Raw genomic sequence first — 14,243 nt, forward strand, 5'->3', positions numbered from 1 at the left:
TTGTTCACAGTTTGTTCATAATCCTATCAAATTCCCCTCACATTTTCTGCTTATACTAAAACCATAGTAATTAAATACATTTGATTGCTAGGCTTTTAAAATTTTTTCATAACCGGCCGGGAGCTTTACCGTTCCCGGCCTCCTCTCCGTCTATGCGGATTTTTTCCGTTTTCTGATGCAGATCACTGTGAACAAAATCCATCCCAGGGCTGTTAAGATGATGCCTTCTTTAAATCCTTCCGGGCAGTATTTAAGCTCAATCTCATGTTTTCCTCCAGATACATCCACACATAGAAATGCATTTCCAATGGACTTTGCATCTGTTTCTTTTCCGTCCACAAGAACCTTCCAGCCTTTATCATACGGAATTGAGAAAAAGACCGGTCCTGCCTCTGACATATTTACAGAGCCTTTCAGCATGCCGCTTGAAGATTCTCTCAGATGAAATGCCTGTTCCTGCATTTTCCCATACAGGTCTTTCATGGCATTCTCATCTAAAGATGCCAGCGTGACTCTCACCACACCCGACATAAGGTCATCTTCTTTCAGTTTCATGTTTACAGTGATATGATCGCCTTTCTTTAAATCTCCAAGATAAATGCACTGTGCATTCAGACGGCCGCTTATATATATCTCATTGTTTCGGTAAATGGCCGTATCCTCCACCTGACTTCCGTCAAAATGAAAATAAAGCTTTCCATCTTCTGTGACCGGGATTTCAAATACCATGTTGTCGGAAAGACTTGCGGTATTTTCAAAGACATATTCCCCATCATTGCTCTGCGTGATCTTGCAGGCGTTAGTTTTCGGCTGTTTCGTCTTAATCATATGAAAAATATCATTCCCCCCGAACGCATCGCCGGACAGCCTGTTCTGTACGAGAAACGGATTAACGTCATCATAATTCCATTTATACGCCGACTTCTTCATACCGTATCCAACTGCCGTTGAATATGGATTTCCATAAACATTTACATTGCCGATGCGGTCCAAATATTGAAATTCTGTGGTATTCGTATCCGATGTCCTTAACAAATTATACTTCACTCCGAGAAGATTATTTGTAAAAGGGGTTGCCCCCTCATACAGGTACTCATTGATTCCCGTATAAAATCCCAGGTCGTCCATGATATCCACTACACTGCCGAGCGCCGTAGACCCAAACATGGTGACTCCGTTTAACGTATGCCAAATGCTCTCATCAAGCATTTTGCCCTTGATCAGTTCCATTCGCCGGTCCGGACCTGTTTTGTATTTGTCCTTTACCTTCTGGATATCTTTTGTATCCCCGAAATATTCAGTGACCAGCACCTGACCGTTCTCAGAAAAGCCGTAGACTGCCATCCCGGCTGTTTCTATGGCCAGCAGAACCGAGCATATGGCAATCATCCCTTTTCTGGACAGCGTTTTTCTGTCGTACAGAGCAAACACCAGGAGATACACGAAAACCGCTGCCGCTGTCAGTGCCAAAACTTTGCGGTCAAAAGCTTTTGTATTCAGGAGGCTTGAGATACCAACTGACATACAGAAGATGCCGCAGGCAATACAGAGTTTCCATGCCTGTTCTCTTCCTTCCCTTTTGATGACCAGCAGCCCGTCATAGGCCATAATGAGCAGAAGAAAAATATATAAATATGCAAACCGGTTTGGTATTCCGTACTGATTATGAAATCCGTGCCATATATAGCCGAGAAACGGCATATTAAAGCTGAAAAACAAAAGAATCAGAAGCAGTGCGCGTTTTATTTTTGTCTTCCAGGAAATCCGGGAGGCCATAAAATAGAACAGCACGAAGATCAGTGTCAATATCCCGCAGTAGAGGTTGATTTCCCCGTCATTTACAGAGTTTGTGATCGGCGCAGTACCCAGGAAATGGCGGCAGTAGATATCCGCAAAATTTCCATACCAAAGTTCTTTTGGAAAATCCCATTTCGCAGATGAAGTTTTCATGATTCCCAAATATGCCGGAAGCAGGACCGCCCCCGCCATCATCGCCGACAGCACAGAATATCCTGCAAATTTCAGACCGTTTACAAAAAAGTCCTTTACTTTTTTGTGGTCATACAGTAAATACCACAGTACAAGAAACAGACATGTCATGAAAGACATGTAAAAATTACAGAGAAGGGAGAAAAACAAGGCAGCACAGTAAAGCCTTCCGTCCCGCTTTTTTATCAGCCGGTCTATTCCTGCAAGGATCAGAGGAAGCATTATCATGACTTCCAGCCACATAATATTCCAGCTGTATCCCACAATATAACTGCTCAGTGCATAACAAATTCCAAATGCAGTGATGCTCATATCCTGCCTTTTTTTATCTCTGGATCTGAAATAATACGCCGCACTCAGCCCGCACAGGGCAATCTTTATAATATAGAGATGACTGAGAACCATGTTCAGCATCTCTTTCGGAAAAAGTACAATAATAAGGTTCAGCGGACTGGAAAGATAATACGCCCACAGCCCCAAAAAGTTGAAGCCGAGGCCGCCATGAAAAGAATAAAACAGGCTGTCCAAAGACCTGAGCTTCTCATGATAATCCGCAAAAAATGGAAGATATTGATGCAGTGCATCCACGATCAGAAAGGAGTTGTTCCCAAAGGGTTCTACCTTCATTATGACTGCAATTCCTTCGAGGATGAAAAACGGCGCAAGGAATGCCCATATTAAATATTTATTCCGTCTATAAAAATTTCTTCTTTTTGGCATCTTCTCTCTTCCACCTCCTGATCCGACGGTTAATTCCCATAATCATATCATATCGCTTTTTTAACATGGATATAACACTGCCGTGTGTAAGTTCGGTAACATTTGCGCCGTGTCTGCGGTACAGTAAAAGAACATCTTCTAAAAATACCGGGTTCCCAAGCTGTTCAGCGAGGAGCCCGATCCACTGGTCATGAATCCAGATTGAATCCGGAACAGGAAGAATGCGGTTTAAGATATCCCGCCGAAACGTCATACAGCATCCTATATAGGAATTCTTTTTTATGTTCTTCCAAAACCCCGCACCGCTGTCCCTCCATTGAAATGTCGTCTCATCCAGAGGTTTTAATCCTTCATCGGAAATCTGCGCATTGTGGACTGTCACTGTAACATCAGGGTCTTGAAAGCAGGCAGTGACTTTCTCAACCTTTTGGGGCAACCAGACATCATCCTGGTCGGCTAAAAAAATAAGATCTCCCGTGCAGTGAAGCAGACCGTTCTGAAAATTTTTTACCACTCCCTGGCCCGGGCCCTTGATCAATTTTAAACGGCCGTCATTCTCAGCCATTTCTCTGAGCAGCTCCCCGGAACCATCCTGATCGGAATCCACGGAAATGATCAGCTCATCTTCCGCTCCAAGCTGTCCTAAGATTGAATCCACTTGTTCTTTTATATATTGTTTCCCATTATAATAAGCAATGACAACTGAATTTTTCATTGTATTTCCTTTCTTCATGCCGCCGCATCCCCGGCGGCGTTCTGCGCTCATTATATCACACCCCGAAAAAAACTTGAAATCTTTTCCTCATGCATTTTTCGATTTACTTTAACACATTAAAGCAGTAATTTACTATTGTCTTATGAAATTTTATCCTGTATAATGTTATCGATAAAAGTCCAAGCAAAACAAAATACTGAAGTATTGTTTCAAGGAGGATACACAATGTCATATGTAGATGAAGTAATTGAGAAAGTGGTTGCCCAGAATCCGGCTGAACCGGAGTTTCATCAGGCAGTCAAGGAAGTACTGGAATCTCTTCGCGCAGTCGTTGAAGCAAACGAAGAGAAGTTTAGAAAAGAAGCCCTGTTAGAGCGTCTTGTCAATCCGGAACGCCAGTTCAAATTCCGCGTGCCTTGGGTGGACGACAAAGGGCAGGTACAGGTAAACACCGGTTACCGCGTTCAGTTTAACAGCGCCATCGGACCATACAAAGGCGGTCTGAGACTTCACCCGTCTGTAAATCTTGGAATCATTAAGTTCTTAGGTTTTGAACAGATCTTTAAGAACTCCCTTACCGGTCTTCCGATCGGCGGAGGAAAGGGCGGAGCTGATTTTGATCCGAAAGGAAAATCAGACAGAGAAGTCATGGCATTCTGCCAGAGCTTCATGACAGAACTCTGCAAATATATCGGTGCTGACACAGACGTCCCTGCCGGAGATATCGGTACAGGTGCCCGCGAGATCGGATACATGTTCGGACAGTATAAAAGAATCCGCGGAGTATACGAAGGTGTGCTCACAGGAAAAGGATTATCTTACGGCGGATCTCTGGCACGTACAGAAGCTACCGGATACGGACTACTCTATCTGACAGATGAAATGCTCAAATGCAACGGCAAATCTCTCAAAGATGCCACCGTATGTATTTCCGGTTCCGGAAATGTTGCGATCTACGCTACCCAGAAAGCACAGCATTTAGGTGCCAAAGTCGTAACTGTCTCTGATTCCACAGGCTGGATTTATGACAAAGACGGAATCGATGTAGATTTATTAAAGGATGTAAAAGAAGTGAAGCGTGCCCGCCTTACCGAATATGCTAAGGCCCGTCCAAGCGCAGAGTACCACGAAGGCAGAGGCGTATGGACTGTTCCTTGTGATGTTGCCCTTCCATGTGCAACTCAGAACGAATTAGACATCGAGGATGCAAAAACATTAGTCGCAAACGGATGCTACGCAGTTGCAGAGGGTGCAAACATGCCTACGACTCTGGAAGCAACAGAATATCTTCAGGCAAACAATATCTTATTTGCCCCTGGAAAGGCTGCCAATGCCGGAGGTGTTGCCACATCCGCACTGGAAATGTCCCAGAACAGCGAGCGTTTAAGCTGGTCATTCGAGGAAGTAGACGGTAAATTACAGAATATCATGGTAAATATCTTCCACAACTTAGACGACGCGGCAAAACGCTACGGCATGGAAGGAAACTACGTAGCCGGTGCAAATATCGCAGGCTTCGAAAAGGTTGTTGATGCGATGACAGCACAGGGAATCGTGTAGAATACATACAATTTAATGCAGCTAAAAAATACCGGGAACTGTGACAGGTTTCCGGTATTTTATTTCATTTATTCTCTGGATTTTCTTTTTGCTTTTTTTTCAATCGATTTTATAGAATCAAGATATGCCTGTTCCACGGGAGAAACGGTCTGAACCTGGTATTTTTGATACTCTTTCTTCGCTTTCTCCATTGCCTGAATGTGGCTTACACTTCCTGAATTTTCGAGTAACTTTTCCCCAGTAGATGCCAGTATGCTGTCCAAATGCTTGATATAATCCTTCATATACATTGGATTATGGCGCAAAGCCTGTATCTCAGCAAAATCAAAATATCCAGAAACAAGATTATTAAGTACTTTCAGTTCGTCTTGTCTCAGGTAATTCTTAGCAATACCAATATCTTTTTTAATTGGTATCTCTCCGGAAAATGAGGTTAAACCCATAAACGGCTTGTTTGCATCGGCACGTTCATAAATCACTTCTGCAGCAGTATGCCCATGTGCAGCAAAATGAAGTTTATTTTGTACAATCTTAAAAAAACGAATGGATTGAGCACTTTTAGGATCATAGTCTACACTTGTGGCATATAAGTCAAGCACTTGTCTGTAAAGCACCTTTTCTGAAGAGCGAATATCTCTGATTCTATCAAGAAGTTCTCCCCAGTAATTTCCTCCTCCTAATTGCTTCAATCTTTCATCGTCCATTGTGAAACCTTTTATCATGTACTCTTTCAAACGTTCTGTTGCCCAAATACGAAACTTCGTAGCGATGATTGATTTTACACGGTAGCCAAGTGAAATAATCATATCAAGATTATAATGTATTACATTATAGCTTTTTCCGTCAGCCGCAGTTGTTCGGAATTTCCGAACAACTGCTTTTTCCTCCAGTTCACCTTCCTGAAATATATGTTTAATATGTTCGCTTATGTTAGACTTGCTGGTTTGATATAAGCTGCATAGCTGTGCCTGTGTGAGCCAAACGGTTTCATCTTCTATCTTAACATTAATATGTGTAAGTCCATCCTCCGTCTGGTATATAATTATGTGCCCTTTATCATTCGATGAAGAAATATCTACTTCTGTCATTATACCCTCCACACCTCATACTTTTCTGATTGTGTTATTCTCATATTGTGATTATACAATATTTGTAATATTTTGTAAACACAAAATAAATTACTTACTAAATAGCTCCAGCAGCCAGAAATAATTTTCTAAAGAAAAAACATGTTGCTCCGAAATTTGCAACATGTTTTTTATAAATAACGTCTTAATCTTTCTGCCTTAAAACACTTTTGCCGTATAAAGATCAGCTTAGTATCAGAAAAACTATCGCAGGTGGCACCTTTGATTTCTAAGCTGCCTGCTCCAGCAGATAATATGTCCATTTTCTACACGATTGGAGTGAGGCATTCTAAGAGCCAAACGGAAATCGTGTGGAAAATGTCATAATACCTTACTCAAAAATTCTTTCGTCCTGTCTTCTTTCGGATAGTCAAATATCTGTTCCGGTGTCCCGGCCTCCAATATAACTCCGCCGTCCATAAACAAGACTCTGTCAGCCACTTCTCTTGCAAATCCCATCTCATGGGTGACAACCGCCATGGTCATTCCTTCCTTTGCAAGCTGTTTCATAACCTCAAGAACTTCTCCGACCATCTCCGGATCCAAAGCCGATGTAGGCTCATCAAACAGCATAATATCCGGTGACAGAGCCAGCGATCTGGCGATAGCCACACGCTGCTTCTGCCCTCCGGAGAGCTGTACCGGATAGTTGTCCGCCTTGTCGCCGACACCTACACGGTTCAACAGTTCCATAGCCTTCTTCTTAGCCTCGTCCGGTGTCATCATCTTGTGACGGATCGGGGCTAATGTCACATTATCGAGAATAGACAGGTGAGGAAAAAGGTTAAAATGCTGAAACACCATGCCTACCTTCCGGCGGAGTTCATCCACATCAAACCCCTTCTCCATGATATTCATGCCGTCAATGGTAATATCACCTTTTGTAGGTGTCTCCAAAAGGTTAAGACACCGTAAGAATGTGCTCTTTCCGGAACCGGACGCACCAATGATACAGACACATTCTCCCTTCTCAATGTGGCAGTTGATGCCTTTCAGGACTTCCAGGGAGCCGAAATATTTGTGTAAATCTTTAACGTTTATCACTCTGTCTCAGCCTCCTTTCCACAGCCCCTAATACAAGAGTGAGCACTTTCACAACCAAATAATAAATAATGGCGGTTCCGATCAGAGGAGCAAACGCTTCATATGTCCGTGAAGTAACAAAATCTGCAACTTTCGTCAGGTCAACAATGGATACATACCCCAATATAGCTGTTTCCTTGATCAGAACAATAAACTCATTTCCCAATGCGGGAAGAATATTTTTTACCGCCTGCGGAAGGATGATATCTTTCATTGTTTGTCCATAAGACAGGCCCAGAGAACGTCCGCCTTCCATCTGTCCATGATCTACTGCAAGGATTCCTGCCCTGATGATTTCTGCGACATACGCCGCACTGTTCAGCCCGAACGTCACCGTACCGACGATCAGTCCGTCCACCCCTTTCAGAACTACAAAATACATGATCAGCAGCTGCGTAACCGTAGGGGTTCCTCTGATAATATCAATATATACATATGCTATTTTAGATAATAATGTACTTTTCCCTCTCCGCTCTGCTGTCATGCGCATCAGTGCAAGAATGGTTCCCAGCGCTACACCCAGAATAATCGCCAGCAGAGATACCAGCAGAGTCATTTTTAGTCCGTCCAGGTACATCAGGTACCGCTGCTCTGCTATAAAAGCCCGATAATATGAATCTAACATGTCAATATCTTACCTTTCCTGTAAACTACTTATCGGAATTATCGATGTATTTCGCTTTGAGCTTATCGTAAGTTCCATCTTCCTTGATTGCCTTTAACTGTTTGTTGATCTCTTTCTTAAACTCTTCGTTTCCTTTCGGAAGTGCCAGGCAGTAGTATTCTGCTCCAGCAGAGTCAATGACTAATTTCAGCTTTTTGCTGTTGTTCTTTACAAATTCCTGAGCAGGCTTTTCATCGATGACAACCGCATCTACTGATCCGTTTTTCAGATCCATGACTGCATCTACACCTTTTTTAAACCTTTTTACCTTTGCCTTTTTTACAACAACTTTTTCTTTTCCCGGCTCACCGAATTTATCTCCGGATGAAATAAGGTCTCCCGTAGTACCTTCCTGAACACCGATTTTCTTTCCGTCCAGCTGAGACAGTTTTGTAATCTTGCTGTCTTTGTTAACAATGATCGCCTGATTGGATGTATAGTAACTGTCTGAGAAATCTACTGCATTCTGGCGTTCCTCTGTTTTCGTCATTCCCGCTGCAACCACGTTGATGGTCTTGGACTCCATAGAACCGATCAAAGATTTGAATTCCATGTTCTGGATCTCGATCTTCTTATCCATGCGTTTCGCAATTTCTTTCATAAGCGCAATGTCGAAGCCGTCAACCTTTTTATTGTCGTCAACGTACTCGAACGGAGGGAATTCCGCATTGGTTCCCACAATGATCTTTTCCGGAATTTTGCTCTCTTCTTTTTTGCTGCATCCTGCAAACAGCATTGTTGCTGCCAATACACCAGCCAGTGCTACGGTTAAAATTTTTCTCATGATTTTCTCCTTCTTAAACTTAATTTTATCGCAATGGTTCTAGAATAATGGTACGACCGCGCCTTTATATTCTTTCTCCATATACTTCTTTACTGCGTCGCTCTTTAATGCTTTGATCAGAGCCTTAATAGAGTCCTTGTCTTCATTGCCTTTCTTGACTGCAACGACATTTCCGTAGGTCTTTGCTCCGCCCACAGACTCCTCATCTTCCACTGCGAGGGCGTCCTTATTTACTGTCATGCCGGCCTGCAAAGCATAATTTCCGTTGATGACCGCGAAATCCACATCCTTTAAGGAACGCGGCAGCTGTGCTGCTTCCAGCTCTTTAATCTCGATGTTCTTAGGGTTTTTCACAATATCTTTTTTGGTTGCTGTAAGGGTTGCTCCGTCTTTGAGCTTGATCAGGCCCTGTGCTTCCAAAAGCAATAATGCTCTTGCCTCGTTTGTAGTGTCATTGGGAACTGCGATCACTGCACCTTTTTTCACATCTTTCAGTGATTTTGCTTTCCCCGGGAAAATGCCGAACGGTTCATAGTGGATCATTCCGACAGAAACTAAATCCAGCTTATGTTCCTTTGCAAAATTCTTCAGATAGGTGATGTGCTGGAAGTAGTTGGCGTCGAGATCTCCTGATCCCAATGCGTTATTCGGCTGTACATAGTCTGAATACTCTTTAATCTCCAGCTTGTAGCCGTCCTTTTCCAGTTCCTTTGCCGCAACCTTCAAGATGTCTGCGTGTGGTGATGGACTCGCACCGACTACGATTGTCTTGTCCTCTTTTTTGGAGCTGCCGCATCCGGCCAGCACACCAAAACAGACAACTGTAGACAGCGCAACTGCTATTAATTTTTTCATTGCTGCTCTCCTTACCTTATAATAATATATAGCTTCTGTAATTGTACCCTTTAATAGACAGATTGTAAAGACTCCCTAAACATTTCAAATGCCGACGGAATGGCGTATTCCTCTTCTAAATCCTTCTTGCTGACCCAAGTAAGTTCTTCTGACTCCACCGGTTCTTTCAGAGAAACCAACACTCCTGACATCTGCCATTCAATGTGGCTGAAAATATGTTTCCCCTCGTGGGTAAATTCATAAACACAGTCTGACATTCCCCAGCCATCCAATGTTTCTTCCACCAGATCCTGGCTGCATTTCCCGAGTATGTTTGGAAATTCCCACAGTCCTGCCAAAAGACCTTTCTCTTCTCTTTTATGAAGGGCAACCATACTGTCCGTCTCGATGACGAACACGGTTCTCTTTTCTATCTTCCGTTTCTTTTTCGGCTTCTTCACCGGCAGCCTGCCGATCAGATCCTCTCTGTATGCAGTACAAACCGTGTCCCATGGACATTCACAGCATTTCGGTTCTCCGTTAGGCACACAGACAATGGCCCCCAGTTCGATCAGTGCCTGATTAAAATCTCCTGCCCTTTGATCCGGCATGATCTCCATAACTCTTTCCGCCATCTCTTTTTTTGTTTTTTCTTTCAGAATGTCAGAATCGTCACCCAGGAGCCTGGCCATGACACGCAGAACATTTCCGTCAACGGCAGGAACCCGGATATCATAGGCAATAGAGGCGATGGCCCCCGCCGTGTACATACCGATCCCCTTCAGCGAAAGCAGTTGATCGTAGTCATTCGGAAGCTTCCCGTCATACTCTTTTACGATGGTCTGAGCCGCGGCTTTTAAATTTCTGGCCCGATTATAATAACCCAGCCCCTCCCACAGTTTCATAAGTTTTTCTTCATCTACTTCCGCCAGATCCTTTACCTCCGGCAGTTCTTCCATAAAGCGGTCAAAATAGGGCTTCACCGCCTCCACTCTGGTCTGCTGGAGCATGATCTCGGAAACCCAGATGCGGTATGGATTCTTATCCGCCCTCCAGGGCAGGATTCTCGCATTATGGTCATACCAGAAAAGCAGCGCTTCTCCGATTTCTTTTTTCAATTTCATTATAAATTCCCTTCTGTACCGAACAAAGTGGGCAAGCCCACTTCAGCTCATAGTCTTTTAAACTTTGCGTGCCAGATGAGATTTGACATAGTCAAATAATTTCCTTACACATCTGTGTACAGCCCGCAAAGCTTTATTATATCAGGGAAACCGATAGATTTCTACTGTGAGAATAATGGAAAGGATATCAAATCAGGATTTCTATCCTCTGCTTTAGTCCCTCCTATTCTCCATATCCGATTGCCACACAAAACACCCATACGTCTTCTGCACCTGCCGCTTTCAAGGCCCTCGTGCAGCTTTCTGCCGTGGCCCCTGTTGTGTAAATGTCATCCACTAAGAGTACCCTTTTCCCCTTCACTTCGTCAGAAGCCCAAAAACTGTGTTCCATGGATGCCAGACGCTCCCTTGGATTCAGCGACTTTAACGGCTTTGTATATTTGATTCTGAACAGCACACAGTCACTGGCCGGTACATGGAGGATCTCTCCGATACCTTCTGCAAACAGCATTGCCTGGTTAAATCCCCTCTGTCTTTTTTTCCTTTTGTGGAGCGGAACAGGCAGTATCAGATCAATTCTCAAATTTTTCAGCTGTTTTAATTTCCTCTTTTTTATTTCCATAATATAAAAGTCCGCATATTCCTTCTGGTTTTGATATTTGATCGCCGCCAGGGAATCCCTTACTTCGTTGTTATACACACACAAAGGGATCCCCTTTTTAAATGTCTTCGGATGCTTTCTGCAGTCACTGCACAGCTCTGTTTCTTCGTTTTCCAGAGGTTTTCCGCAGCAAAAACAGGCCGGCTCCCGAACAAAGACGACCTTTTGATAACATTTGGGGCAAATAAGGCTTTGCTGATTTTTTAAGAGATGATGACAGATCGGGCAGCGCCTCGGAAATAAGAAAGACAGGAATAAAGATAACATAAAAATCCTTTCCGAAAGCAGAACGATTCCTTTTTATTAATGTAAATTATATACTATTACTTGACAAAAATCAATTTGATGAAACCCGTCAAAAAAGTTCTGTATCTTCTCAGGATACAGAACTTTTCCAGCAATCTATTCAGTAGACATTACGTCCATTTTCTGCATGACTAAAGTGAGGCATTTTAAGAGCCAAACGGAAATCATGTGGAAAATGTTATATTTCTTTTTTTGCCTTCACAAGCGCCTGAAGCATTTCTTCAATCTTGCCTTTTCTGCTCGGCGCATTCAGGATTCCGCTTGTTCCTCCGCTTCCGTGAGCTCCGCCCACTACGACTCTGTAGACGTCGTCCCCGGTGCTGACTCCGGCAGCCTGAATGATCTTAATGTCAGGATTTACGGACTTCACTGCTTCATTTGTAGCTTCTATGTATGCGTCATCACTTGTGCTTCCTGTTCCGATCAGGCTGGTAGGTTCACAGATCATAACATCAGGCCCAAGCTCTGCAACCGCTCTTGTCTGTTCCACTGAATCTGAGCACACGATCGTGATCATATCCAGTTCATTTGCACGTTTGATGGTCTTATCCAAGTCACACATAGAAAGCGGATGCTCTGCGTGGTTTAAGATCACACCGTCCACTCCGGCTGCTTTCAGCGCATCCGGAAGGATGAATCCCATTCCTCTTCCCGGAACTAATCCGTCCATATGCTGTGTTGTCACGATCAAATTTTTTGTCTCCTGTGCGATCTGTTTTAAGTCCACATGCTGTCCTGTAAAGATAATGTCAATGTCATATTCCTCGGCAAGCTGGTCACAAACTTTTGCAAGTTCTAAGGATTCTTCTCCGTAAATATATGCTTTTGGATTGACGATTAAAAATGGTACTCTCAGTTCTCTCTTCATGCTTATGCCATCCCTTCCTATTCGCCCATTACAATGATCTTGCATTTTCTTGTGCGGGCACGTGTGCGGTCAAAGTCTACAAAATAAACATATCCTGTGGATCCGACACCTAATTTTCCGTCTTCTACGTCAAACACCTGGCTGGAGCCAAGAAGTGTTGCTTTCAGATGTGCGTCGCAGTTCCAGAGGGCTTTTCTGTCCCCGTCCGGAAGATATTCTGCAGCGTTCGGCCATGCCTCCACAGCCTCATAATGTTTTTCTCCCGGATAAATGTAGAGATCTTTAGAATCCTGATTTGGAATGATCTTTTCAAGCACATTGTTTAAATCTTCCTGGAGAAATTCATCCCCTGCCTCATTATAATCATGTACAAATTCTTCAAAGAAAACAGAGCAGGTTGTGTGAGGTGAGATGACGGTACAGGTTCCGCTCTTGATTCCGCTGTTTTTGATTGCTTCCTTTACCTGAGGGGTGATATCCAGGTAAGTCGGTGTCGTGCCATGAGAGTTCAGGCTGATTTGTTCTTTATATACGGTCATTATTGATTCTCCTCCTTACAGCTTGGAAATTAAGCTTCCCTTGTTTCAAATACTGCATAATAGTGTTCCAGACATTTCTGCATTCCCTGTTTTGACAATGCCTTTACATCCAGATACGTTTCCGGTTTATTATTGTCAATCTCCTCTTTTGCGGCCACTAACAGGTCAGAGAAGATATTTATTTTCGTAATTCCATTTGTTGCACAGCGGTTTAAGTTTTCATCTCCTGATGAAGATCCTCCGTGAAGGACAAGCGGAGTGTCAACAGCCGCAGCAATTTCTTTCAGTCTGTCAAAATTGATTTCCGGAATGCCTTTATACATTCCATGTGCTGTACCGATAGAGATCGCAAGTGAATCCACACCTGTCTCTTCGGCAAACTTCTTTGCCTCTTCTACAGTTGTATACTGAGAATCGGATGTCTCATGGTTCTCATAGTTTTCACCGGCTCCCACATGGCCGATTTCTGCTTCCACTACCACTCCCTTTGGATGTGCATAGTCGATGATATCCTTAGTTTTTCTTACATTTTCTTCAAAAGTATCCTGTGAAGCGTCAATCATGACAGAAGAAAATCCAAGATCGATTGCTTTTTTGATCACTTCCGGTGTAGTTCCGTGATCCAGATGAAGTACAACCGGTACTTTTGCTTCCTCGGCATATTTCTTTCCTACCAAAGCAGCATCTTCCAATGTAATATTTTCTCCGATATGTGCCTCAGCCAGTGCAAGGATCAGCGGGAGATTATGTCTTTCGGCTGTTTCCACATGCCAGCGGAGAGACTCAAGATCAATAAAGTTTGGTGCAGGGATCGCGAATTTCCCTTCCTGTGCTTTTTTAAACAGTTCCTTTGAAGTTACAAGCATCTTCTCTTTCCTCCTTAATTGAGAATGTCTCAGAGGTCAGGTCCGTCAGACAAACACAGACCTCCGGGACATCTTCTTCCTGTTCTGTTCCTGCTATGAAACTATAAAACGTTTCTTCCGTACATTGCGTCCTGTTCTTTTCTCAGCTGGTAGATCAGGGTTGACTTATCTAATTCCACATCATCGTATGTCAGGAGTTCACCCTTCTTCACATCTCTCTTCATAACTGCCTTGTTTGTTACAAGTCCGAACGGTACATATCCTTTGGCGTCAGATTCTTTTGCTTCTGCGATAGATCCATGTGTTGTGAATCCTCCGATTCCATCGATGGTCTGGCCTGCCTTCAGGTCGATCTTCGCTCTTGTAATACACTCTGATACTAATCCGTCGATCGGTACACAGG

General features: G+C 43.4%; 13 protein-coding genes and 1 pseudogene. 1 reads left to right on the top strand and 13 read right to left on the bottom strand.

Features of this window, described 5'->3' with window-relative positions; all coding sequences use genetic code 11:
* Nucleotides 1-150: 150 nt before the first annotated feature.
* Nucleotides 151-2,709, bottom strand: coding sequence for a YfhO family protein (locus QVP35_RS04610; RefSeq protein ID WP_022260840.1), 2,559 nt, complete (start codon nucleotides 2,707-2,709; stop codon nucleotides 151-153).
* Nucleotides 2,684-3,475 (bottom strand): glycosyltransferase, encoded by a 792-nt coding sequence (locus QVP35_RS04615; RefSeq protein ID WP_009290040.1) that lies wholly within the window; start codon nucleotides 3,473-3,475, stop codon nucleotides 2,684-2,686. Before QVP35_RS04615 ends, QVP35_RS04610 begins: the two co-directional genes overlap by 26 nt.
* 174 nt (nucleotides 3,476-3,649) lie before the next feature.
* Here QVP35_RS04615 and gdhA point away from each other — a divergent pair, with 174 nt between their 5' ends.
* Nucleotides 3,650-4,984, top strand: a complete 1,335-nt coding sequence (gene gdhA, locus QVP35_RS04620) for an NADP-specific glutamate dehydrogenase (protein WP_009290041.1) — start codon at nucleotides 3,650-3,652, stop codon at nucleotides 4,982-4,984.
* A 68-nt stretch (nucleotides 4,985-5,052) separates the two neighbouring features.
* Here the strand turns inward: gdhA and QVP35_RS04625 are convergent, their stop codons facing one another.
* The 11 genes and pseudogenes from QVP35_RS04625 to QVP35_RS04675 all read right to left on the bottom strand — a co-directional run.
* Nucleotides 5,053-6,072: a virulence RhuM family protein gene (locus QVP35_RS04625; RefSeq protein ID WP_009290042.1), complete on the bottom strand. Its 1,020-nt coding sequence runs from the start codon at nucleotides 6,070-6,072 to the stop codon at nucleotides 5,053-5,055.
* 360 nt (nucleotides 6,073-6,432) lie between these two features.
* Entirely contained in the window at nucleotides 6,433-7,155 is a 723-nt protein-coding gene (locus QVP35_RS04630) for an amino acid ABC transporter ATP-binding protein (RefSeq protein WP_009290043.1), read from the bottom strand.
* On the bottom strand, nucleotides 7,142-7,819 hold the full coding sequence (locus tag QVP35_RS04635; protein ID WP_009290044.1) for an amino acid ABC transporter permease: 678 nt from the start codon (nucleotides 7,817-7,819) through the stop codon (nucleotides 7,142-7,144). The genes QVP35_RS04630 and QVP35_RS04635 overlap by 14 nt, the downstream gene beginning before the upstream one ends.
* Before the next feature lie 25 nt (nucleotides 7,820-7,844).
* A complete protein-coding gene (locus QVP35_RS04640; protein ID WP_009290045.1) occupies nucleotides 7,845-8,642 on the bottom strand; it encodes a basic amino acid ABC transporter substrate-binding protein in 798 nt (265 codons plus the stop codon).
* Nucleotides 8,643-8,681: 39 nt separating this feature from the next.
* Complete coding sequence (locus QVP35_RS04645) at nucleotides 8,682-9,497, bottom strand: MetQ/NlpA family ABC transporter substrate-binding protein (protein ID WP_009290046.1); 816 nt, start codon at nucleotides 9,495-9,497, stop codon at nucleotides 8,682-8,684.
* A 50-nt stretch (nucleotides 9,498-9,547) separates the two neighbouring features.
* Nucleotides 9,548-10,600, bottom strand: coding sequence for an A/G-specific adenine glycosylase (mutY, locus tag QVP35_RS04650; protein WP_022260842.1), 1,053 nt, complete (start codon nucleotides 10,598-10,600; stop codon nucleotides 9,548-9,550).
* 223 nt (nucleotides 10,601-10,823) lie between these two features.
* Nucleotides 10,824-11,528: a ComF family protein gene (locus tag QVP35_RS04655; RefSeq protein WP_009290049.1), complete on the bottom strand. Its 705-nt coding sequence runs from the start codon at nucleotides 11,526-11,528 to the stop codon at nucleotides 10,824-10,826.
* Between the two features lie 217 nt (nucleotides 11,529-11,745).
* A complete protein-coding gene (locus QVP35_RS04660; protein WP_009290050.1) occupies nucleotides 11,746-12,435 on the bottom strand; it encodes a triose-phosphate isomerase in 690 nt (229 codons plus the stop codon).
* 17 nt (nucleotides 12,436-12,452) lie between these two features.
* Nucleotides 12,453-12,974, bottom strand: a complete 522-nt coding sequence (locus QVP35_RS04665) for a YjbQ family protein (RefSeq protein ID WP_006568349.1) — start codon at nucleotides 12,972-12,974, stop codon at nucleotides 12,453-12,455.
* A 29-nt stretch (nucleotides 12,975-13,003) separates the two neighbouring features.
* On the bottom strand, nucleotides 13,004-13,840 hold the full coding sequence (locus QVP35_RS04670; RefSeq protein WP_009290051.1) for a class II fructose-bisphosphate aldolase: 837 nt from the start codon (nucleotides 13,838-13,840) through the stop codon (nucleotides 13,004-13,006).
* 101 nt (nucleotides 13,841-13,941) lie between these two features.
* A pseudogene (locus QVP35_RS04675) lies at nucleotides 13,942-14,243 on the bottom strand (hypothetical protein); the annotation flags it as partial.

The sequence above is a fragment of the Anaerostipes sp. CAG:276 genome, from assembly GCF_000432215.1.
GTDB lineage: Bacteria > Bacillota > Clostridia > Lachnospirales > Lachnospiraceae > Anaerostipes > Anaerostipes caccae.

What these genes read in the sequence shown, in the direction of transcription:
- QVP35_RS04655 (WP_009290049.1), bottom strand. Translation starts at nt 11,528, where the DNA reads ATGTTATCTTTATTCCTGTCTTTCTTATTTCCGAGGCGCTGCCCGATC.
- QVP35_RS04670 (WP_009290051.1), bottom strand. Translation starts at nt 13,840, where the DNA reads ATGCTTGTAACTTCAAAGGAACTGTTTAAAAAAGCACAGGAAGGGAAA.
- QVP35_RS04615 (WP_009290040.1), bottom strand. Translation starts at nt 3,475, where the DNA reads ATGAGCGCAGAACGCCGCCGGGGATGCGGCGGCATGAAGAAAGGAAAT.
- QVP35_RS04610 (WP_022260840.1), bottom strand. Translation starts at nt 2,709, where the DNA reads ATGCCAAAAAGAAGAAATTTTTATAGACGGAATAAATATTTAATATGG.
- mutY (WP_022260842.1), bottom strand. Translation starts at nt 10,600, where the DNA reads ATGAAATTGAAAAAAGAAATCGGAGAAGCGCTGCTTTTCTGGTATGAC.
- QVP35_RS04640 (WP_009290045.1), bottom strand. Translation starts at nt 8,642, where the DNA reads ATGAGAAAAATTTTAACCGTAGCACTGGCTGGTGTATTGGCAGCAACA.
- QVP35_RS04635 (WP_009290044.1), bottom strand. Translation starts at nt 7,819, where the DNA reads ATGTTAGATTCATATTATCGGGCTTTTATAGCAGAGCAGCGGTACCTG.
- gdhA (WP_009290041.1), top strand. Translation starts at nt 3,650, where the DNA reads ATGTCATATGTAGATGAAGTAATTGAGAAAGTGGTTGCCCAGAATCCG.
- QVP35_RS04665 (WP_006568349.1), bottom strand. Translation starts at nt 12,974, where the DNA reads ATGACCGTATATAAAGAACAAATCAGCCTGAACTCTCATGGCACGACA.
- QVP35_RS04625 (WP_009290042.1), bottom strand. Translation starts at nt 6,072, where the DNA reads ATGACAGAAGTAGATATTTCTTCATCGAATGATAAAGGGCACATAATT.
- QVP35_RS04645 (WP_009290046.1), bottom strand. Translation starts at nt 9,497, where the DNA reads ATGAAAAAATTAATAGCAGTTGCGCTGTCTACAGTTGTCTGTTTTGGT.
- QVP35_RS04660 (WP_009290050.1), bottom strand. Translation starts at nt 12,435, where the DNA reads ATGAAGAGAGAACTGAGAGTACCATTTTTAATCGTCAATCCAAAAGCA.